The sequence below is a fragment of the Aliivibrio fischeri ATCC 7744 = JCM 18803 = DSM 507 genome, assembly GCF_023983475.1.
In the GTDB taxonomy this organism is placed as follows: Bacteria; Pseudomonadota; Gammaproteobacteria; order Enterobacterales; family Vibrionaceae; genus Aliivibrio; species Aliivibrio fischeri.
Window position 1 is genome coordinate 2,387,372 of the sequence record NZ_CP092712.1, and the last position, 21,414, is coordinate 2,408,785.

Consider the following 21,414-nt stretch of genomic DNA (forward strand, 5'->3'; position numbering starts at 1 on the left):
ATAGTTTCATTCACTTATCACTGGTTATTTATGAAGTCAGTGAATCTTATAGTTTAACGATGAGTAATGTATTGATGACAAGCCAAGCCGTGCAAGTCCAAATATTAGGACGAGCCATCAAGGTTAACTGCCCTGCTGGTCAAGAAGCTGCATTAAAAGAAGCCGCTCAAGATTTAGATAATCGTGTAAATGAATTATCTGAACGAACCAAAGTAACCAATACTGAACAGTTATTGACTATTACGTCGTTAAATATCTGCTACGAACTTCATGCGGCTAAAAAAGAGGCAAGTAAACACTCTTCTGATGTTTATGAACGCATGGGATTGCTTGCAAGCGCATTAGAAGCTGCAATTTCTACAGTTAAGCCTAGCCAAACAGAAGAAAGTACGGCAGAATAGAAACATCGCTAAGGATAGCAAAAGAATAAAATTTACCCTGGAGTGTTTGTAGGCGGATCTATGTCCCTGAGCCGATAAGCACAAATTAGGGTTAGTACTTGTTTGCTATTGAGCATGCTCGGCTTGTACTGAGAAGCCTACGGTAAACTTTGCTGATCCGCCTTGAACCTAGGGTTCAAGGGCTACGACCACTACGGCACTTTGGGGTATTCCATGACATCTCGTCGACTCATTCGACAATCTACACGTCAACGTCGTAACGCTTTATCTCCTATTGAACAATCTCAAGCAGCCAACGCTCTTGTCCAGCAGTGCTCTATCAACCCTGTAATTCAAAAAGCACACTCTATTGCAGTCTATTTATCTTCCGATGGTGAAATTGATACCAATCCACTCATCACTTGGTTATGGGCACAGGGCAAACAAGTCGCTTTACCTGTAATACACCCATTCTCAAAGGGGCATTTATTATTCCTTGAGTACACTGAAAACTCACCGCTTGTTCATAATAAATATCAGATCCTAGAACCCAAACTAAACAAAACTAAAATTATACCGACCTCTGAATTAGATCTAATTTTGACGCCGTTAGTTGCTTTTGATCATACTGGTAATCGTTTAGGTATGGGCGGAGGATATTATGATCGAACACTCTCTAATTGGCACTCCCATCAGCAAGGTCCAATGCCGATAGGGTTATCACACACTTGCCAGCAAGTTTCATTGTTACCGATTGAATCTTGGGATGTACCACTTCCTCAAATCATCACACCTCAAAAAACATGGCACTGGTAAATAGTTAGCCGAAACCGTTTGCTTTGCTTGTATTTTATTCATTTTTTACGCTTTACTGACTTATTTTTTCTGACGAAGAAAAAACTCTACGCTATAATCACGCCGCTTTCATTTGCACATTATATTTCTAGGAGAAGGTCATGACTCAAGACGAGATGAAAAAAGCAGCTGGTTGGGCAGCGTTAGAATACGTAGAAGCTGGCAGCATTGTTGGTGTGGGTACAGGTTCAACCGTAAACCATTTCATCGACGCACTTGCGACCATGAAGAATGAAATTAAAGGCGCAGTATCAAGCTCAGTAGCTTCAACAGAGAAGTTAAAAGAACTAGGTATTGAAGTTTTTGATTGTAATGATGTTGCAGGCCTTGATGTTTATGTTGATGGTGCCGACGAAATTAACGGCAAAAACGAAATGATTAAAGGCGGCGGCGCAGCTCTTACTCGTGAAAAAATCGTTGCTGCAATTTCTGATAAATTTATCTGTATTGTTGATGACACAAAGCAAGTTGATGTTTTAGGTCAATTCCCTCTTCCTGTTGAAGTTATTCCAATGGCTCGCTCTTATGTTGCTCGTGAGTTAGTTAAATTAGGTGGCGATCCTGCATACCGTGAAGGCGTAATTACCGATAATGGCAATGTGATCCTTGATGTTCACGGTATGAAAATTACAGATGCAAAAGATCTAGAAGATAAAATCAATGCTCTTCCAGGCGTAGTAACTGTAGGTTTATTTGCACACCGCGGTGCAGATGTCCTATTAGTAGGAGCTCCAGAAGGCGTTAAGAAGTTCGACTAAATAACTACCTTAACTTAATGCTCCCTTATTTAATAGGGAACAAAAATGTTATTTCATTACAACGGTGCTCATTAGCACCGTTTTTTATTAACTATTCCGTAATTTTCTTACCCAAACTGATTATTTTTTGATACTTTATAATCAGCAAGCAATAAATCACATCATAATTTTGTTTTTAAGGATAAGAACGACCATGGCAAAAGTATCTCTGGAAAAAGAAAAAATCAAAATTCTTCTTTTAGAAGGATTGCACCCATCTTGTGTTGAAGTTTTCCAAGCAGATGGTTACACCAATATTGAATACCACAAAGGTTCACTCTCTGAAGAAGAACTCTTAGAAGCAGTAAAAGACGTTCATTTTATTGGTCTTCGCTCCCGCACTCAATTAACACAAGAAGTCTTTGATGCTGCAAACAAATTGGTTGCTGTTGGTTGTTTCTGTATCGGCACAAACCAAGTTGATTTAAAAGCAGCCGCAAAGCGTGGTATTCCTGTATTCAATGCTCCTTTTTCTAATACTCGAAGCGTTGCTGAATTAGTTTTAGGTCAAATTCTACTATTACTTCGTGGTATCCCAGAAAAGAATGCATTAGCACACCGTGGTATTTGGAAAAAAAGTGCTGACGCTTCTTTTGAAGCTCGAGGCAAACGTTTGGGTATCATAGGTTATGGACATATCGGTACACAATTAGGGATTTTAGCTGAAAACCTAGGTATGCGAGTTTATTACTACGATATCGAAAATAAACTTTCTCTAGGTAACGCAACTCAAATCCCTACCATGAGTGAATTATTAAATAAGTGTGATGTGATCTCTCTACATGTTCCTGAAACAGCTGGAACAAAAGACATGATGGGGGCAGAGGAATTTGCTCGTATGAAACCAGGCGCTATCTTTATTAACGCTGCACGTGGAACTGTTGTAAAAATTCAAGATCTATGTGACGCATTAGAGTCTGGACATTTAGGTGGCGCAGCGGTTGATGTGTTCCCTGTAGAACCAAAAACAAACGCTGACCCATTTGAGTCACCATTACAAAAATTTGATAATGTAATCTTAACACCACATGTTGGGGGTTCTACTCAAGAAGCTCAAGAAAACATTGGGGTTGAAGTTGCGGGTAAACTAACAAAATACTCAGACAATGGTTCAACATTATCATCAGTTAACTTCCCTGAAGTGTCACTTCCTGAACATACTGATACATCACGTTTATTACATATCCATGAAAACCGTCCAGGTATTCTAACTCAAATAAACAGTATTTTTGCTAATGAAGGCATTAACATTGCAGCTCAATACTTACAAACATCAGCAGATATGGGCTATGTTGTTATTGATGTTGAAACCGCACGAGCTGAAGAAGCTCTGGTTCAACTAAAAGCAATTGAAGGCACTATCCGCGCTCGAATTCTTCATTAAGATAAATAAAAAATGGGCAGCTTAATTAGCTGCCCATTTTATTCATATTAAATAATGTAATCAGTTAAGTCGATATACAACAGATACAGAGTCAGAAATCACCATTTGATTATCCTGATAACTTTCAGCTGTATTTGCAGCACTATCCATCGCCATACTTCTCATTAGTACAGGTTGGCTGTAATTATTATGATATGAAACCTTCCAAACCCCTTTAACAGAAGTACCAAATCCTTTAGCTAAAGATGCCGCTTTTTCATTCGCATCTTTAATCGCTTCTAAACGAGCCGCTTCAATGTATTGCTTTTCTTTACTTGTTTTTAATTCAATATGGTTAATACGATTAATCCCCTCACCCAAGGCTTTATCTAAATAACCATTCAATTTATTCAAATCCATTACGGTAACGGTAATATTTCGAGTGGCTTTGTAACCAACAAGCTCTGGCTTTTTGCCTTTTGGATAACGGTATTCAGGGGTTAAACGAATATTACCACTATTAATATTCTCACGTTTAACGCCTTGTACTTCTAAGCGAGCTAAAAATCCAGTTACTGCTTTATCCGCAGCCTGTTTCGCTTTTTCTGCTGTTGCCTTACTTTCAACGACATCAACTGAGAACTGAGCCATATCAGGTACAACAAACACTTCACCTTTCCCTGATACTTCAAGATGAGGAAAGTCTGGTGATGCAGCCATTGCTACAGGAGTTAAGAAAGCTGATAAACACAAAACACTTATTATTTTTTTCATTTTTTATTCTCAAGATAATGTCATATTTCTATGACTCTAATAACAGCAAATAATTCCTTATCATTATGCATGTTAAGGCAAAAAAAATGCTACCCGAAGGTAGCATTTAATATTTTGATTTAAATAAAAAATTAATCTACTTTATTTAAATGAACATCCATTTGTGGGAATGGGATCTCAATACCTTCGTTATCTAGGCCTTCTTTAATCGCTTGAAGCGTATCAAAGTAAACATCCCAGTACTCAGCAGTTTTACACCATGGACGAACAACAAAGTTCACTGATGAATCAGCTAGAGCAACAACACCAACCGTTGGAGCTGGTGTTTTCAATACACGAGGATCTGACTCAAGTACTTTTGTAATGACTTCTTTTGTTTTCTTCAGATCCGCACTATAAGAAACACCAATAACATGATCTACACGACGCGTTGCATGGCGAGAATAGTTTGTAATTGGACTACCAATAACACCACCATTTGGTACTACAACCATTTTGTTATCAGGTGTAGTTAGGATTGTTTGGAAGATTTGAATTGAATCAACCGAACCCGCAACACCACCAATCTCAACATAATCACCAGATTTAAATGGACGGAAAGCAACAATCAATACACCAGCTGCAAAGTTTGATAGCGAGCCTTGAAGCGCTAAACCAACCGCTAAACCAGCCGCACCAATCACAGCAACAACCGATGCCGTTTGTACGCCAACTTTACCTAATGCAGCAATTAATACGATGATGAATAAAAGGTAACGAACAAGAGTGTGAACAAAGTCAACAACCGCTTTATCCATCTTTTTCTTTTTAAGTACGTTACTTACACTGTTCGCTACTTTTTTAACGATAATGTTACCGATAAAAAGAATCGCGAGAGCTGAAATAATGTTTACACCATAAGTAATAAACAATTCAGTATTATCTGTTAGCCAATGCTCTAAATTAGCTACACCAGTTGTAGCTAAATCAGTTACAGCGCCTTGATCTGCCATTTGATTTGTCCTTTTATAGTTATTCTCAAAAAATTGAGAGGGTTGCCATTATTTTGACATTACGCCGATTTTAACACTTTCTATGTTAACTTGGGGGTAAAATCCATTTAAAAACCAGATTATTTCACGACTTTCTCTTCTATAAGAAGCTGAAAAAGTTTAAATTACAACCACCTAGTTAATATAACTAGTTAGGTACAAATATGAAACACTTTGTTGACATTTTATTTGTTGAAATATGGGGTTATTTATTCTGTTCTTCTCGCTTAAAGACTAACGTAGTCGCCGTAGATTCCGCCTCAACAAAATAATACCCATCACTATCAAAACTCTTTAGCTCTTCAACATTAGAAATCTTATTTTGAATAATAAAGCGAGCCATTAATCCTCGAGCTTTTTTCGCATAAAAACTAATAATTTTATACTGTCCATTTTTACAATCTTTAAAGACAGGAGTAACAATATCGGCTTTTAGCTCCTTTGGCTTAACCGATTTAAAGTACTCATTAGATGCTAAATTAACTAATATTTCAGAATCTTGAGCTTCTAACTCTTGATTAAGTTTATTAGTAATTAAACTCCCCCAAAATTGATACAGGTTTGAACCTCGTCCATTTTCAAGCTTAGTTCCCATTTCAAGACGATACGGCTGCATTAAATCCAACGGCTTTAATAACCCATACAAACCAGATAACATTCTCAAATTGGTTTGGGCATATTCAATCTCACTTTCGCTCAAACTGTTTGCATCTAAACCAGTGTATACATCCCCTTTAAAAGCAAATAAGGCAGGTCGAGCATTCTCTTGAGTAAACGTCGTTGACCACTCTTCAAAGCGAACAGCATTTAGACTGGCAATTTTATCACTTACTTTCATTAACTTAGCGATATCAACAGGCGTTAATGTTCTACATGCTTTAATTAACTCAGCCGAATCTGAAATGAAATCAGGTTGAGTAAAAGCAGATGTTGGTAGCGGTGTTTCATAATCGAGTGTTTTTGCTGGAGAAACCACAATAAGCATGAGCAAGATATCCCTGTGTATTTTTATATATACAAGATATTAACGATTCAAATAAAAAAAAGCCACGCTCGAATGCATGGCTTTATCTATTTATTTGATGGGCAAAAACAATGACTATTTTTGCTCTTTTGTATTATCCCAAATCCCTTCCTCTAATTGCGAGTGAAGCTCTGGATAATCTTTACTATCAAAGGTAGGTAATTTACCTTCTTTAAGTTGCTTATTATAATCTTTAGCAAGCTTAATCACGGTTCCTGACAGCAATGCGATGGCTATTAAGTTTACAATTGCCATTAATCCCATTGATACATCCGCTAATGCCCATACCGTAGGTAATGAGGATAGCGCACCAAACATTACCATACCCAGAACGATCACTCGGAAAATACCAATGCCTGCTTTATGATTATGCTCTAAGAAGATTAAATTCGTTTCTGCATAAGAGTAGTTGGCAATAATCGAAGTAAAAGCGAAAAAGAAAATCGCTACAGCAACAAAAATACCGCCCCAATCACCAACTTGACTTGTTAATGCTAACTGAGTTAATTCAATACCCGTGACTTCACCATGAGGAACATACTCACCAGACATTAAAATGATAGCTACTGTCGCAGAACAAATCACAATTGTATCCATGAATACACCTAGCATTTGCACATAACCTTGAGATGCTGGGTGCGGAGGATATGGTGTCGCAGATGCTGCAGCATTCGGAGCTGACCCCATACCGGCCTCATTCGAAAACAAACCACGCTTAATACCATTAATCATAGCTTGAGCTATTGCATAGCCTAAACCACCAGCGGCAGCTTCTTGTAAGCCAAATGCACTCTTGAATATCAAGCTAATGACACTTGGTAGCTTTTCAATGTTGGTAAACATGATAAAGAAAGCAATTGCCAAATAAGCTAAAGCCATTACTGGAACAACAATTTCAGCAGTACGTGCAATTGTTCTAAATCCGCCAAAAATAACAACGGCAGATAAAATGACAATCGCAATAGCAACATATAAAGGCTTCCACCCAAATGCAGTTTGCATTGCACCAACAATAGAGTTGGCTTGAACAGCGTTAAATACAAGACCAAATGCGATGATTAAAAATACTGAAAAGAGCACGCCCATCCAGCGCATGCCAAGTCCCTTCTCCATATAATAGGCAGGACCACCACGATAATTACCGTCATCGTCTTTGGTTTTATATAATTGCGCTAATGTGCTTTCTGCAAATGATGTTGCCATACCTAACATCGCAATCAACCACATCCAAAAAATAGCACCAGGTCCACCAGCGGTAAGCGCAACAGCGACCCCTGCCATGTTCCCTGTACCAACTCGAGCCGCTAAGCTCGTACATAATGCTTGGAATGATGAGATACCTGATGTGTCTGACTTTCGACTGTCCTTCAATACCGAAAACATATGTCCAAAATGACGGAATTGAATAAAACCCAATCGAACAGTGAAGTAGATACCGATAGCAACTAATAAATATACAAGTACTGAACCCCATAATAGGTCATTCAATAAATTAATAAGACTTGCCACTTTTCCCCCTCAGTTACATTCGTAAAAACACATACACACTTAATATCATTAAGTGTCCCCTTCTCGTCCCAACCTTAAACTATCATTCTATTAATTATGGGATTACCCCTTTATTCACTTTCATGAATTATTTATGCATTTAATGATGCTTAAGATTGGCGTGCTGAATGATGATCAGTATTTAATAAAAAATCAATAGAAAACACATGTTCTGAAGGTGACACTTTTTCTACAATTTCAGAAAAAAGCGCTATCAAAGCAACAAATAATACGCATATTAATGACATTTCAATCAACAAAATTCCAAAATTAGATTGGAATAATGAACAGTAAATAAAGGTAATTAAAAATAATGCCTAAGAGAAAACAACAAGATACTTACTACTATATTAGATATTGTTTTTTAATCGGCATCTTAATACCAAACCAAACGTTTGCTAATAAACCGAATGATGACAGATAACCAATGGCACTCCCGTTAACAAAAAACAAACACAAAAAAATTAGCTATCTTTTAATTTTTTATTCCTTTATGACGCTCATTTTGAGTATTAATTATCTATATATTGCATTTAAGTGATCGTTATCTCATAAAAAATTCATAAAAAATCAACAAATGAGAAACAGTTCAAGGTCATAATCTATTCTCTATGATACTTAATAGCATGCTAAATGGATGGTTTTACTCTTTGTAATAATTAATAAAATGAGGTGCTTATGGATGGGTACACACTAAACGATATATTAGCAACGAAAACAACAACGACAAAAAAGAAGCAAGCCAAACGTCTATGGCGTGAGATTGAAGAGATTCAAGATCGTCGTCAATTATTACATGAACTTAAAGAGCTCGACCCTTTTTTCAACGGCAATCTAGACGATGTTTATCTAAAATAATCAATAAAAAAAGGAGAGTCTAGCGCTCTCCTTTTTTATGAAATGACCTTTACCTAACTTTTTTCGCTAATTCTCGATAACGTTTATCAACGGTCTCACCAAAAACAGGGTCATCTATTTCTTTCCATCCTTTCTCAAGGGCATCCCAATCGTCCGTTGTTAAGTGCGCTTTTAAAAAAGGAAAAATCTCTTGCTCTTCTTGTGTTAAATGATCTTTTATGCGTTTAGTAAATGCCTTCAAATGATCTTTAAATATGTCTTTAGGCACAATGGCATCATTTAGAATCATATCAATCGTAATTGAGAAATCTTCAGTATCTTGTGAAAGAGTATGGTGCGCTTCAAGCAAGTCACTTACCCCCTCATGTTTACCATAATGATCAATGTAATATTGATAAATCATATCTTCTTTAGGATGATGAGTTTTTTCAGCAAAAGAAGATAAATAATCAACGCCTTCACGAATTACATTATAGTTAACTGTTTTTTCATCCTCTAATCGTTCCAACTTACTATCAAGTAATTGCACAATACGATTTATGTATCCATGCTCCTTATAAATACTTTCAATAAGCATCCTGTCCTCCTTTACTTTGTAAACTATTACAATAGATAAGTGTATATCATCAGTATGAGAGCACAGGATTTAGTTCAAATTTTATCCAGTTAACTTAATGTAACCGATCCCCAATTGATTTCAGATAAGTTTTGTTGGCGTAACAATTCATTCGTTTGTGAAAAATGCTTACAACCAAAAAAACCACGATGTGCTGATAAAGGAGATGGATGTGGAGCCTGAAGAATAAAGTGACGTCTTGTATCAATATTCGCTCCTTTTTTCTGAGCGTGAGCCCCCCACAGTAAAAAGATAACGCCTTCCATATCCTCATTGATTTTTTTGATAATGGCATCAGTAAAGGTTTCCCAACCAAACTTGGCATGAGAATGAGCTTTTGCTTCCTCAACAGTCAGAACCGTGTTCAACAACAGCACTCCTTGTTCTGCCCATGTTTTTAAGTAACCATGCTCAGGAATAGTAAAATCAGGAATATCTTCAGCCAGCTCTTTATACATATTACGTAGAGAGGGAGGAATTTTTACTCCTGGTAACACAGAAAAGGACAAACCATGTGCTTGCCCCTCTCCGTGATAAGGATCTTGACCAAGAATAACCACTTTAACGTCATTAAAAGGAGTTAAATCAAACGCAGTAAAAATATGATCTTCTTTTGGAAAAATATGTTTTCCAAGAGAGCGCTGGGCATCAATCTTTTCCGACATAGATTGATAGTAAGCCTTCTTTTTTTCAGCTGATATAATAGAGTCCCAAGTTAATACCATTACTTTTTCTCACTTAGCGTTCTTAATTGAGCTATCTCATCTTTCCAAATATCAGGATCAATCGTTTCCAAAACTAACGGTATATTATTAAATCGGTCATCCTGCATAATATATTCAAAGCAATCCCAACCGATCGTTCCTTGCCCCAACGAATGATGACGATCAACTCGACTACCTAATTCGATTTTCGCATCGTTAATATGCATACCTCGTAAATATTGAAAACCAACAATACGTTCGAATTCAGCGAAAGTATGTTCACACGCTTCTTTTGAACTTAAATCGTATCCAGCAGCAAACGTGTGGCAAGTATCAATACAAATCCCTACTCGAGATTTATCTTCGACTTGTTCAATAATTTGAGCAAGTTGTTCAAATTTCCATCCAAGATTAGTTCCTTGCCCTGCCGTATTTTCAATAACAGCAACAACATCAGGAACCGCTTGATGAGCAAGATTGATCGATTCAGCAATTAAAGATAAACATTCATCTTCTGAAATTTTCTTTAAATGACTCCCTGGGTGGAAGTTTAATAAAGTTAAACCAAGTTGATGACAGCGCTCCATTTCATCAATAAAAGCCGCTCTTGATTTTTCAAGCTTCTCAGTTTCAGGCGCACCTAAATTAATTAGGTATGAGTCATGCGGTAGAATTTGATCACTACTAAAGCCAAATCGCTTACAGTTAGCCTTAAAATCAGAGATGATTTTCTTTGTTAATGGTTTTGCTACCCATTGACGTTGATTTTTTGTAAATAAAGCAAAAGCATTAGCGCCAATTTGATAAGCGCGTTTTGGCGCTTGATCAACACCACCAGCAGCAGATACATGCGCACCAATATATTTCATCTCTGTTATTTCCTTTCAAAATTTATTTCGTCTTATTATTACGGTAAACACTTTATTTGTCAGTACTTCTCTGCCCTACCCATAATTAGCTATATAAATCACGAATGAGGTAAATAGCTAATTTTGTAGTAATTTTACTACAAAATAGAAAAAGACAAACAAAACCAATAACCATAAAAAACGTGCCACAAGCAAGCTATATGGAACTTTATTGATTTAGGACAAGATTTTCAATCTGAATTAATTGAAAGTTTTTGTAGTTTTTTGACATATATCAATATACAAAGTAAGGGTATCATGTATATAATGTGACCCATAAGATATTTAGAAAATAACCACAAAGTGGACTAGGAGAAAGTAAAATGATCACAGGTATCCAAATTACTAAAGCTGCAAATGACGATCTTCTTAACTCAATCTGGCTACTAGATAGCGAGAAAAACGAAGCACGTTGTGTTGTTGCAACAGCAGGTTTTGAAGCTGACCAAGTTATCGCAGCAAGCGAACTAGGTGAGTACGAAAGCCGTGATGTAGCTATCGAAAAAGCACCAAAAATTGAAGGTGGTCAGCACCTAAATGTTAACGTTTTACAACGTGACACTCTAGAAGATGCTGTTAAACACCCAGAGAACTACCCACAACTAACTATCCGTGTATCTGGTTATGCTGTGCGTTTTAACTCTCTAACAACAGAACAACAAAAAGACGTTATCGCACGTACTTTTACTGAATCTCTATAATTTTATAGTCGATTTAAAAATACGAAACGGCACTCAATGCTCATGAGTGCCGTTTTTTTATACCAATCACAGTAAGTATTTAACTGCTAGGGTGCTCAATTATTTACTACGATTGATATTATTACTTTAGCCATATAAAAAAGTCCCTTTGATCATTAACCAAAGAGACTCATCTATTTCAATCTTAGTGCTTATTGAACTTTTCTTAATACTGCTTTAAGTGCATCAAAATCATTATCTAAATCTTCAGATAACAATTCCATCGCATTATGCTTGGCTAATGGAGCAGGTAGCTCAATATCATTGCCTAGGATATCTTCAACTACTTCTTTAAACTTAGCTGGATGTGCTGTACATAAGAAAAGGCCAGTTTCACCGTCAGAGAGTTGCTCATTCAATATACGATAAGCAATGGCACCATGAGGCTCACATAGATAGCCAGCTTGATTCATCTCTTTTAATGTTTCAGCACTTTGCTCATCAGTAACTGCACCTTTACCAAGAGTTTCTAATCCCCATCCTAAACGCTGACATAGCTCTTCAATACGAGGCCAGTTATTTGGTTGACTTACATCCATTGCATTTGAAATCGTTGGGATCGTGACTTTAGGTTCCCATTGACCCGTTTCAAGATAACGAGGAACGGTATCATTAACATTCGTTGCAGCAATAAAGCGTTTTACAGGTAAGCCTAATGATTTCGCCAATAATCCCGCAGTCAAGTTGCCAAAATTACCACTTGGCACTGAAATAACGACATCATTACGTTTTTCTTTTGGTAGTTGAGATACCGCCTCAAAATAGTAACAAATTTGTGCCATCAAACGGCTAATATTGATTGAGTTTGCAGAGTTTAATCCAACTTCTTTACGCAGTTCTGCATCATCAAAAGACTGTTTTACTAATGCTTGGCAATCATCAAAATCACCATCAACAGCAACGGTATGGATATTCTTACCTAATGTACAAAATAACTTCTCTTGCAGCGGACTGATTTTACCTTTCGGGTAAAGAATGACGACCTTAATATTGTCCATACCATAAAATGCATGAGCAACAGCCGCACCGGTATCACCCGATGTTGCCGTTAAAATAGTGATTTGTTCATCGCTATCAGTCACAGCACCTAGAGATTGAGCCATAAAACGGCCACCAAAATCCTTAAATGCTAATGTTGGTCCATGAAATAATTCTAACGCATAGACATCATCTTTAACGGCTTTAATCGGTGCAGGGAATTGAAATGCATTCTCAACCATACTTCTTACGGTATCTTGAGGCAGCTCCTCTTTGATAAAAGCAGATAAAATTTTAGTACTACGAGAAATAAAATCCTCAGCAAGAAGTGCATCAACATCATCAAATTTAGGTAATTCTGATGGAAAAAATAGTCCTTGATTGCGACCTAAACCTTGGCGAACCGCTTGGCCAAAAGAGACCTGCTCATCATTTTCTTTTATGTTATACAGCTTCATAGTTTACTTCCTGTCACTTGTGATCCTTGCTTATCTAAACGACAAACATGAACAAATCCTTCATTATTTTGAATGTAATTTTCTTGTAGCCAACGAGATACTCTATCCGCTACATCTTTATCTGTGCATATACTAAAAAGTGTCGGTCCTGAACCTGAAATCCCTGTCGTTAATGCACCTGCTGATGCTGCGTATTCACGAGCTTTAGCAAAGTTTGGTAACAAGCGCTCTCTATAAGGTTCAGCCACCACATCTTTAATCATCTTTGCTGCGAGTTCTGGTTGTTTTGAGTAACAAGCATGAATAAAACCAGCAAGGTTACGACCATGTGCAATCACATCTTGACGACGGTATTGAGAAGGTAAAATCTCACGAGCTTCAGCGGTTGATACTTTAATTCCAGGATAAGCCATAACCCAATACCATTCATCAAAGCATGGAACTTCTTGACTAATAATACCAAGCTCTTCCACCATTAACTGTAAGCCACCAAGGTAACATGGAGCTACATTATCATAGTGAATACCACCTGATATCTGCCCTTCCATTTCGCCCATTAACGCCAATAGTTCCACGTCATTTAAAGGGTTATCGTGAAATTGGTTTAATGCATCTAACGCCGCAACAATAGAACAAGCACTAGAACCAAGGCCTGAACCAATTGGCATATTTTTCTCTAAAATCATGTGAACATTCTTTAATGCCACATTTTTTTTATTCAATTCACGAGAAAATACACACCAACAGTCGTAAACAATATTGTCTTTAGGGTTTTCAGGTAATTTATCCACAAAGCTGCCAGCGGTAGCTAATGTAAATGCCTCACTTCCAAGCTCAACTAAAACACGATCACCCAATAGTGTACCGTCAATAGGTGAGACTGCTGCGCCTAATACATCAAAGCCAACACTGACATTTCCTATTGATGCAGGAGCATAAACAACAACACTCATTTTATACTCCTAATTTCCAACCAAGCGTACGCATTAAATCAGAGAACACGCCAGCAGCGGTTACTTCGGTTCCTGCGCCATAACCACGCAATACTAATGGGATAGGTTGATAATAACGGCTATAGAAAGCCAATGCGTTTTCACCATCTTTAATCTTAAACATAGGATCATCGCCATCTACTGCAACAATTCTTACTTTACATTTGCCATCTAAGATCTCACCAACATAACGCAATACCTTGCCATCTTCTGCTGCAATAGCCGATTGCTCAGCAAAATACGCATCCGCTTCAGGAAGTCGAGCCATAAACTCTTCAACCGTACCTGAATCGTCAAAGCCCGGAGGTAATGCTTGCTCAACTTCTACATCATCCAGCTCAATTTCAAGTCCAGACTCACGAGCTAAAATTAATAATTTACGTGCAACATCCATTCCTGAAAGATCATCTCGAGGATCTGGCTCTGTAAAGCCATTTTCTTTCGCTACGTTTGTCGCTTCGCTTAATGACATACCTTCATCTAACTTACCAAAGATATAAGAAAGAGAGCCAGACAAGATACCGTTGAACTTTTCAAGCTCATCACCTGCTGCAATCAAATTCTGTAAGTTTTCGATAACAGGTAAGCCAGCACCAACCGTGGTTTCATACATAAATTTACGACGAGTACCACGCGCAGCGTTACGTAACTGATGGTAATAAGCCATTGAATCCGTATTGGCTTTCTTATTCGGTGTAATAACGTGAAAACCAGCTGATAGGAAATCAACGTATTGAGCAGCTATACCATGATCTGATGTACAATCAACAATAACTGGGTTAATGATATGATTACGTTGAACCAAAGCAATTAAACGAGCTAAGCTAAATTCTTCAGACGTATTGCTCATGCGCTCACGCCAATCCTCTAGCGGAATACCTTTGCTATCCAGTAGCAACCCTCGGCTGTTTGCCAAACCACATACTCGAATTTCAATGCCTTTCTCTGCCAGTTTTGACTGTTGGCGTTTGATTTGATCAACTAGTTCACCACCAACACCACCAACACCAACAACAAAGACATCTAAGAAATGTTTACTATTGAATAGGTTTTCATGACATGCTTTTATCGACTCAGATACTTTATCTTCAGGAATAACAGCAGAAATCGCACGCTCAGAAGATCCTTGCGCGATAGCAATAATATTCACATTAACTTCAGTAAGAGAAGTAAAGAATTGAGAGGCTACGCCTTTCGATGTACGCATACCATCGCCAACCAAAGTAACAATGGCAACATTATCTGTAAATTCAACCGGCTCTAATAAGCCATCTTTAAGTTCTAATTCAAAGGCTTCTCTTAGTACTTGCTCTGCCTTGCATTTATCTTCAGCTTCAATACAAAAACTTATACTGTATTCTGATGAGGATTGAGTAATAAGGACAATTGAGATCCCTGTAGCTGACATAGCACCAAATACACGGCTTGCCATACCAACCATGCCTTTCATACCCGGTCCACTAACATTAACCATTGTTAGGTTATTTAGTGTCGTAATCCCTTTAATAGCAAGATTATCTTCACCGGTATCTTGACCAATTAGAGTCCCTGCACCTTGAGGATTAAAGCTGTTTTTAATTAGACAAGGAATGTGGAATTGAGCAATAGGAGCGATTGTTTTCGGGTGAAGAACGGAAGCACCAAAGTAAGAGAGCTCCATAGCTTCTTGATAACTTAATGATTTTAATAGACGAGCATCATCAACTAAACGTGGGTCACAATTATAGACACCATCTACATCAGTCCAAATCTCACAACATTCAGCTCGTAAACATGCTGCAAGCACTGCTGCTGAATAATCAGAACCATTACGACCAAGAGTTACCAACTCTCCTTTAGCATTACCAGCAGTAAAGCCAGGCATAATATTTACATGACCTTGTGGCAATGGTTCATTTTTAAAGTTTAATGTTGATACATCGACATCTACTGCACCTTCAAGGTAATCGCCTTTCGCATATAGATACTTAACGGGATCAATTAAGCTTGCTGGTTGACCTTTTGCTTCTAATACGGCTTTCATCATGACAATAGAAATGCGTTCACCTTTACTGATGATCTTTGCATATACATTATCTGGACACATGCCAAGTAAGGTGATCCCATGGGCATATTGACGTAATTGTGAAATAGAATCTTTCAGCTTATTTTCAAGTAATTTAAGATCAACTTGTGGAAGGGTGTCAGAAATACCGCTAAACAATTGAGTAAAAACAGATTCTAGTTCTGAGATTTGTAATTCTGCCTCACCATTGGTAAGAAGATTATCAACCACTGAAACTAATTTATTTGTTACTTTTCCTGGCGCTGATAATACGACAGAAACTTCTTGTTGCTGTGCATTATTAGCAATAATGTCTGCGGCACGTAAAAAACGTTCTGAATCAGCTAATGACGAACCACCAAATTTTAATACTCGCATTTCTTCCTCCCTAAAAACGAGTGTTACTGCAATATCCTTACTGCATAACTAACATCATCATAACCTTTTCGTTTGATAATAAAAGAATACAATTAAGAATTAGTAACAAATTTGCAAAAAAAAAGCCTGCTCTGGTAATCAGAGCAGGCTTTTTCATATACTTATACGTATCAGCCCACCCCAGCAACCATGGTGCCGGTAATTGTTGTGGTAATAATCATAGAGCTGATAATAAACATATAATAAATTCTAAAGTAAATTGTTTGTCTTATGTAACATTTACCTTACTTAGAGCTAATAAGTCAATGAAAAGTTTATTTATTTACTCAATAAAATATACAAACTAATCACCAAGACCTTGAATAATAAAAACAAATATTTTATTTATTTATAAAATTTATTTAAATTAATAACTCTTTACTCATTAATAACCCATTGAGATCTGCGTAAATATAATCTCCTGGAGAAATCATTTTTCCATTAATAGTAAGAGAAACCTGCTGCTCTCCTGCGCCTCTTTTTTCTGTTTTGAAAGGCGAAGTTCCTAGTGCCTTTAGGCCTAATGGCATGGTTTGTATTGCACCGACATCACGTACAACACCATAAACAATCACTCCTTCCCACTGATTTTCAACAGCTAAGGTAGCAACTTGATCACCAAGTAACGCTTTTTGACGCGATCCATTTCCATCTATGAATAATACTTTGCCCTTTCCATTCTGCTGGAGTACTTCTCTAACCAAAGAATTATCTTTATAACAACGAACCGTTACAATCTCGCCATAAAAACACGCCTTCCCGCCAAAGTTTTTAAAATCGATATCAACTAACTGCACTTTATCTTCAAACTGATCACAAATATCAGGTAATAAATCCATTTTATGTTCTCCTTGTTTGTAAAATCGACTATACAATAACAACATTTTTCAAATTACTTAGTTAGTATTCGCATAGATATTTACAATTTCAATATAGATATGTTGCCTTATTTATTACTACACTCTATTGTTATCGGTTGCTATTGATATAAATCAATAAAATGTATGGAAATAAAAATCGCTTATTGTTAGAGTGGTGTTAAAGGATTAAAATCCTGCTTCTAATGGAGTTTCAGTAAGCAGCTCATCAAATTAGAGCTTTATTTTATTATTGATTTTATATTCAATAATAACCACCAAGGATGGCGTACCGTTTAGGTTTCAATTCTTCTATATTACTTTTTATTAACTATTGAAGAATCTATTTTCCTATTTGTAAATTTTTTATTATAGAATTAAAATTTGTTAATTCTACTTTTGACTTTAACCAGTTAGTTAGGTACCGCCCATGCAAACCCCACAGATCCTAATCGTTGAAGATGAACACGTAACTCGTAATACGTTAAAAAGCATTTTTGAAGCTGAAGGCTACAATGTTTTTGAAGCTAGCGATGGCGAAGAAATGCACAAAGTGCTTTCTGAACAGCAGCTTAATCTTGTGATTATGGATATTAACCTGCCAGGTAAAAATGGCCTTCTTCTTGCTCGCGAACTTCGTGAACGAGGCGATATGGCATTAATGTTCCTAACAGGCCGTGATAATGAAGTTGATAAGATTTTAGGTTTAGAAATTGGCGCTGATGATTACATCACAAAACCATTCAACCCACGTGAACTGACTATTCGTGCACGTAACTTATTAACTCGTTCAATGAACCAAAACACAGTTGTTGAAGATAAGAAAATGGTTGAGCGCTATGTGTTCAACGGTTGGACTGTAGAAATCAACAGCCGTTCTCTTGTTAGCCCAAGCGGTGAGAGCTACAAGCTTCCACGTTCTGAATTCCGTGCTCTGCTTCACTTCTGTGAAAACCCAGGCAAAATCCAGACTCGTGCAGATCTACTGAAAAAAATGACTGGTCGTGAGCTTAAGCCACACGATCGTACAGTAGATGTAACTATCCGTCGCATCCGTAAGCACTTTGAATCTGTAACTGATACTCCAGAGATCATCGCTACAATTCACGGTGAAGGCTACCGCTTCTGTGGTGACCTAGAAGAGCTATAAGAACCTCTTCTTATATGACTTTTAAATAAAATGCCCAGCTATCACTAGCTGGGCATTTTTTTATCTATATAACATAGCATCAATATACAGTATCAACACTCACGTTGGTTTCAATAATCCACTCACCACTTGCTTTAATCGCTATATCTACTTTTTTATTTGCATCTAAAGTGTGGAATGTCTGTCCAGCTATTTCCCAATTATGATTATCTTGAACTCGTACTTCATATTCCTCTTCGGTTACTTCCCAAGAGTCGTCACCTTGACGTAATTCAACACGTTCAATATTCAATTCAGGTGCAATGACTTGTTTTGAGCTCAAACCTAATGCAAAGTTAACTTTACTCTCATCGCTGTCTTCACCAATAGTTGGCATTTGATCAATCCAAATAGCTGAATTCAATTCAATTTTGGCATTCATCATTTCAATTTTATTATCTTGTTTCCAATCCGCTTCTGATTGATTCGTCATTTGACAACCAGATAAAGCTGTTATTAGTGTTGCGGCAAATAGTACCTTTTTCATATTATTCCTTACTTATCTTGCTGCTCTAACCAGCTTTTTAAAATTTGAATATCATGTTCGTATTCATTTTTGATTTCTTCAACCCAATCATCAATATTTTCCCACCACGCAGGTAAATCTGGTGATTGTGCTTTCTGTGCGACTTGTTGGATATGCTTTAACCCAATCGAACCTGCTGCACCTTTCATTTTATGCGTTTCAAACACAATGCCATCTTGGTCTCTGGCCGTCATGTTTGTATCAAGTATTTGAATGTATTCTTTCATGCTTTTTTCAAACATTTCGATATTCGCATAAATAGGTTTTGTTCCTACTATCTCAATATAAGACTCTAACATTTCTAGATCGAGTAAACATTCAATTAGCTGATCATTTTCAGTTGGCTCAGAAGACGCTTCTTGTTCTTGTGGTACCCTTGGCGTTTCTGTCTTCTTCTCTGACATTGAAAATTGCTCAAGTACCTCTGTTAACGCTTTAACACTGAGTGGTTTACTTAATGCTTCATCCATTCCATTTGTAAAGTACTCATCTTTTTCTTTAAGTAAATTAGCCGTTAATGCAATTAATGGTGGTAAATTATCAAACTTATCACGTAATGCTTTAGCAACATCAAACCCAGTCATATCTGGTAATTGAATATCTAAAAGCGCTAAATCATACTTAGTTGGATCAAATTGCTTTATTGCATCTTCACCGCACATAGCAACATCAACGGTATGACCTAAACTTTCTAATAAAGAACACGCAACAGTGACATTAAGTTCAATATCTTCAAGCATAAAAATGCGTAATGATTTTGAGCTTTTGGTTTCCGGCATTGCCTCTTCTTCTTCAACATGATCTACGAGTGGTACATTAATGGTTACCATGAAAGTACTTCCAAAATCGACTTCACTAGTAACAGTGATATCACCACCCATTAAATTTATCAGCTCTTTTGATACCGCTAGTCCAATCCCGGTCCCTACAGCATGTAAATTATCCTTGCCTTGCTTAACTTGATAATACATAGCAAAAACATTTTCTAATTCTTCTTCAGGAATACCGATTCCTGTATCTTCTATCTCAAAGGTTATCTCTGCGCTATCCTGATGTATATCCGCACTCACAGACATAACAACCCCACCTTCTTTGGTAAATTTGGTGGCATTACCAACAAGATTCCATAACACCTGTCTTAATCGAGTGCTATCTACACTGATATGAGGAGGTAAGTCGGTCAAGCGCTCAAGATCAAAACGTAACCCTTTTTGTTCAGCCATAAGCCCCGAAATGTTTTCCATTTCAGTGACAAAACTAATGAAATCTAGCGGTTTAGGGAAAAGCTCTAATTTACGACGATCGAACTTATCCATATCGATAATATCGTTAAAAATATTACCTAATGTAATGGCGCTGACATTAATGGTTCTCATGTAATTATGTTGTTCATCATCTAAACGAGAGTCCAACAACATTCGGCTTAAACCGACAATACCATTTAATGGCGTACGTAATTCATGACTGATGGTTGAAATAAAGGTCGTTTTATCACGGCTCGCTTTTTGTAATGCATCTTCATATTCTTTACGTTCAGTAATATTTCGTCCAAAACCAACCAAGCCTAAACGACGACCATCTTTGCTATAAAATGGAATTTTACTCAATTCAAAACACGCTTTACGACCATCAGGGTAATCAAGCCATTGTTCATAGGTTAATGCTTGGTTTTCTTGTAAAACTTGCCTATCCGTATCAATAACTTTTGCGGCAACTTCGGCATCGTATACATCTTTAGGAGAGAGGCCAATCAGCTCTTTTTCTAACTTGCCAGTCAGCTGCTCCATGGCTTTATTACAGCCAGAGAATAGACCAAGATCGTTTCGGTAATAAATAATATCGGGAGAGGTATCTAAGTAAGATCGTAATAATGCGGTTTGTTCTGCTAATTCTAATTGTGCTTTCTCACGTTGGAATACTTCATTTTCGAGATCTTCCATCGCTTCTTGTCGTGCTTCTTCTGCTTTTTCACGTTCTTCAATTTCTTGATTTAGCTTCTTTACATTCCCTTTTAGCTTTTTGTTTAAATCAAGATCTCGAGTGCGCATCTCTTCAAGTTTACTCACCAATTTAGACAATCGTTGACGAGAATCTTCTAAATGTTCAACCACCACAGATAAAAAGAACACAGCCCAAGGCGTGATCAATAAACCAAAAAATACAGAGCGAATAATATCGAGGTCATTCACTTCACCGCTCAGAACAAGCGTTACACCAACTTGAACAATAACGGCGAGTGCAACTAAGGCAATGGCAAGTAATAGACTAAAACGGACAATGCCAAGCCTTACCATAAGATCGACATAAAATTGCGCGAGAATTTTTAACTGCTTCATAAACATACCCTGATAATAT

Annotated in this window: 20 protein-coding genes, 1 other RNA gene and 1 other annotated feature; of the genes, 8 read left to right on the top strand and 13 right to left on the bottom strand. The window is 37.1% G+C overall.

The genetic code is table 11. From position 1 onward, the window contains the following. Positions 1–74 precede the first annotated feature (74 nt). The 5 genes from zapA (at position 75) to serA (ending at position 3,416) form a co-directional block, all read left to right on the top strand. Positions 75–401, top strand: a complete 327-nt coding sequence (gene zapA / locus AVFI_RS11005) for a cell division protein ZapA (protein ID WP_005420743.1) — start codon at positions 75–77, stop codon at positions 399–401. Positions 402–432: 31 nt separating this feature from the next. Then, positions 433–613, top strand: a non-coding RNA gene (ssrS, locus tag AVFI_RS11010) — 6S RNA. 1 nt (position 614) lies between these two features. Then, positions 615–1,196, top strand: a complete 582-nt coding sequence (locus AVFI_RS11015) for a 5-formyltetrahydrofolate cyclo-ligase (RefSeq protein ID WP_012533056.1) — start codon at positions 615–617, stop codon at positions 1,194–1,196. Between the two features lie 140 nt (positions 1,197–1,336). Next, positions 1,337–1,993 (top strand): ribose-5-phosphate isomerase RpiA, encoded by a 657-nt coding sequence (gene rpiA, locus AVFI_RS11020; RefSeq protein ID WP_005420746.1) that lies wholly within the window; start codon positions 1,337–1,339, stop codon positions 1,991–1,993. Positions 1,994–2,186: 193 nt separating this feature from the next. Further along, positions 2,187–3,416, top strand: coding sequence for a phosphoglycerate dehydrogenase (gene serA, locus AVFI_RS11025; protein ID WP_005420747.1), 1,230 nt, complete (start codon positions 2,187–2,189; stop codon positions 3,414–3,416). Between the two features lie 60 nt (positions 3,417–3,476). Here serA and AVFI_RS11030 read toward each other — a convergent pair whose 3' ends face one another. From AVFI_RS11030 to AVFI_RS11045, 4 genes are all read right to left on the bottom strand, one after another. After that, positions 3,477–4,169: an oxidative stress defense protein gene (locus AVFI_RS11030; protein ID WP_005420748.1), complete on the bottom strand. Its 693-nt coding sequence runs from the start codon at positions 4,167–4,169 to the stop codon at positions 3,477–3,479. A 131-nt stretch (positions 4,170–4,300) separates the two neighbouring features. Beyond that, a complete protein-coding gene (gene mscS, locus AVFI_RS11035; RefSeq protein WP_005420749.1) occupies positions 4,301–5,161 on the bottom strand; it encodes a small-conductance mechanosensitive channel MscS in 861 nt (286 codons plus the stop codon). Positions 5,162–5,405: 244 nt separating this feature from the next. Beyond that, a complete protein-coding gene (gene yaaA, locus AVFI_RS11040; protein WP_054775655.1) occupies positions 5,406–6,185 on the bottom strand; it encodes a peroxide stress protein YaaA in 780 nt (259 codons plus the stop codon). A gap of 114 nt (positions 6,186–6,299) precedes the next feature. Then, positions 6,300–7,733 (bottom strand): alanine/glycine:cation symporter family protein, encoded by a 1,434-nt coding sequence (locus tag AVFI_RS11045; RefSeq protein ID WP_188863582.1) that lies wholly within the window; start codon positions 7,731–7,733, stop codon positions 6,300–6,302. Between the two features lie 717 nt (positions 7,734–8,450). Between AVFI_RS11045 and AVFI_RS11050 the strand changes: the two genes are divergently transcribed. Then, positions 8,451–8,630: a DUF3545 family protein gene (locus tag AVFI_RS11050; RefSeq protein WP_005420756.1), complete on the top strand. Its 180-nt coding sequence runs from the start codon at positions 8,451–8,453 to the stop codon at positions 8,628–8,630. Positions 8,631–8,679: 49 nt separating this feature from the next. On the opposite strand, the gene AVFI_RS11055 is transcribed toward AVFI_RS11050, so the two are convergent. The 3 genes from AVFI_RS11055 to nfo form a co-directional block, all read right to left on the bottom strand. Beyond that, positions 8,680–9,207, bottom strand: coding sequence for a hemerythrin domain-containing protein (locus tag AVFI_RS11055; RefSeq protein WP_188863583.1), 528 nt, complete (start codon positions 9,205–9,207; stop codon positions 8,680–8,682). Positions 9,208–9,296: 89 nt separating this feature from the next. Beyond that, a complete protein-coding gene (ung, locus tag AVFI_RS11060) occupies positions 9,297–9,971 on the bottom strand; it encodes a uracil-DNA glycosylase (protein WP_054775654.1) in 675 nt (224 codons plus the stop codon). Further along, positions 9,971–10,819, bottom strand: coding sequence for a deoxyribonuclease IV (nfo, locus tag AVFI_RS11065; RefSeq protein ID WP_012533615.1), 849 nt, complete (start codon positions 10,817–10,819; stop codon positions 9,971–9,973). The genes ung and nfo overlap by 1 nt, the downstream gene beginning before the upstream one ends. Positions 10,820–11,181: 362 nt before the next feature. Here nfo and grcA point away from each other — a divergent pair, with 362 nt between their 5' ends. Next, complete coding sequence (gene grcA, locus AVFI_RS11070) at positions 11,182–11,559, top strand: autonomous glycyl radical cofactor GrcA (RefSeq protein WP_005420764.1); 378 nt, start codon at positions 11,182–11,184, stop codon at positions 11,557–11,559. Positions 11,560–11,750: 191 nt separating this feature from the next. On the opposite strand, the gene thrC is transcribed toward grcA, so the two are convergent. From thrC to AVFI_RS11090, 4 genes are all read right to left on the bottom strand, one after another. After that, positions 11,751–13,034, bottom strand: coding sequence for a threonine synthase (thrC, locus tag AVFI_RS11075; RefSeq protein ID WP_017019070.1), 1,284 nt, complete (start codon positions 13,032–13,034; stop codon positions 11,751–11,753). Continuing rightward, on the bottom strand, positions 13,031–13,987 hold the full coding sequence (gene thrB / locus AVFI_RS11080) for a homoserine kinase (protein ID WP_054775653.1): 957 nt from the start codon (positions 13,985–13,987) through the stop codon (positions 13,031–13,033). The genes thrC and thrB overlap by 4 nt, the downstream gene beginning before the upstream one ends. Before the next feature lies 1 nt (position 13,988). Next, positions 13,989–16,448, bottom strand: a complete 2,460-nt coding sequence (thrA, locus tag AVFI_RS11085; protein ID WP_017019071.1) for a bifunctional aspartate kinase/homoserine dehydrogenase I — start codon at positions 16,446–16,448, stop codon at positions 13,989–13,991. A 115-nt stretch (positions 16,449–16,563) separates the two neighbouring features. Further along, positions 16,564–16,680 (bottom strand) — a sequence feature (Thr leader region). A gap of 169 nt (positions 16,681–16,849) precedes the next feature. Further along, on the bottom strand, positions 16,850–17,326 hold the full coding sequence (locus AVFI_RS11090; protein WP_005420773.1) for a putative 4-hydroxy-4-methyl-2-oxoglutarate aldolase: 477 nt from the start codon (positions 17,324–17,326) through the stop codon (positions 16,850–16,852). Between the two features lie 448 nt (positions 17,327–17,774). On the opposite strand from AVFI_RS11090, the gene arcA reads away from it, so the two are divergent. Continuing rightward, positions 17,775–18,494, top strand: a complete 720-nt coding sequence (gene arcA, locus AVFI_RS11095) for a two-component system response regulator ArcA (RefSeq protein ID WP_005420775.1) — start codon at positions 17,775–17,777, stop codon at positions 18,492–18,494. Positions 18,495–18,573: 79 nt separating this feature from the next. Here the strand turns inward: arcA and AVFI_RS11100 are convergent, their stop codons facing one another. Beyond that, positions 18,574–19,020, bottom strand: coding sequence for a membrane lipoprotein lipid attachment site-containing protein (locus AVFI_RS11100; RefSeq protein WP_054775652.1), 447 nt, complete (start codon positions 19,018–19,020; stop codon positions 18,574–18,576). A gap of 8 nt (positions 19,021–19,028) precedes the next feature. Beyond that, entirely contained in the window at positions 19,029–21,395 is a 2,367-nt protein-coding gene (arcB, locus tag AVFI_RS11105) for an aerobic respiration two-component sensor histidine kinase ArcB (protein ID WP_017019073.1), read from the bottom strand. Positions 21,396–21,414: the final 19 nt, after the last annotated feature.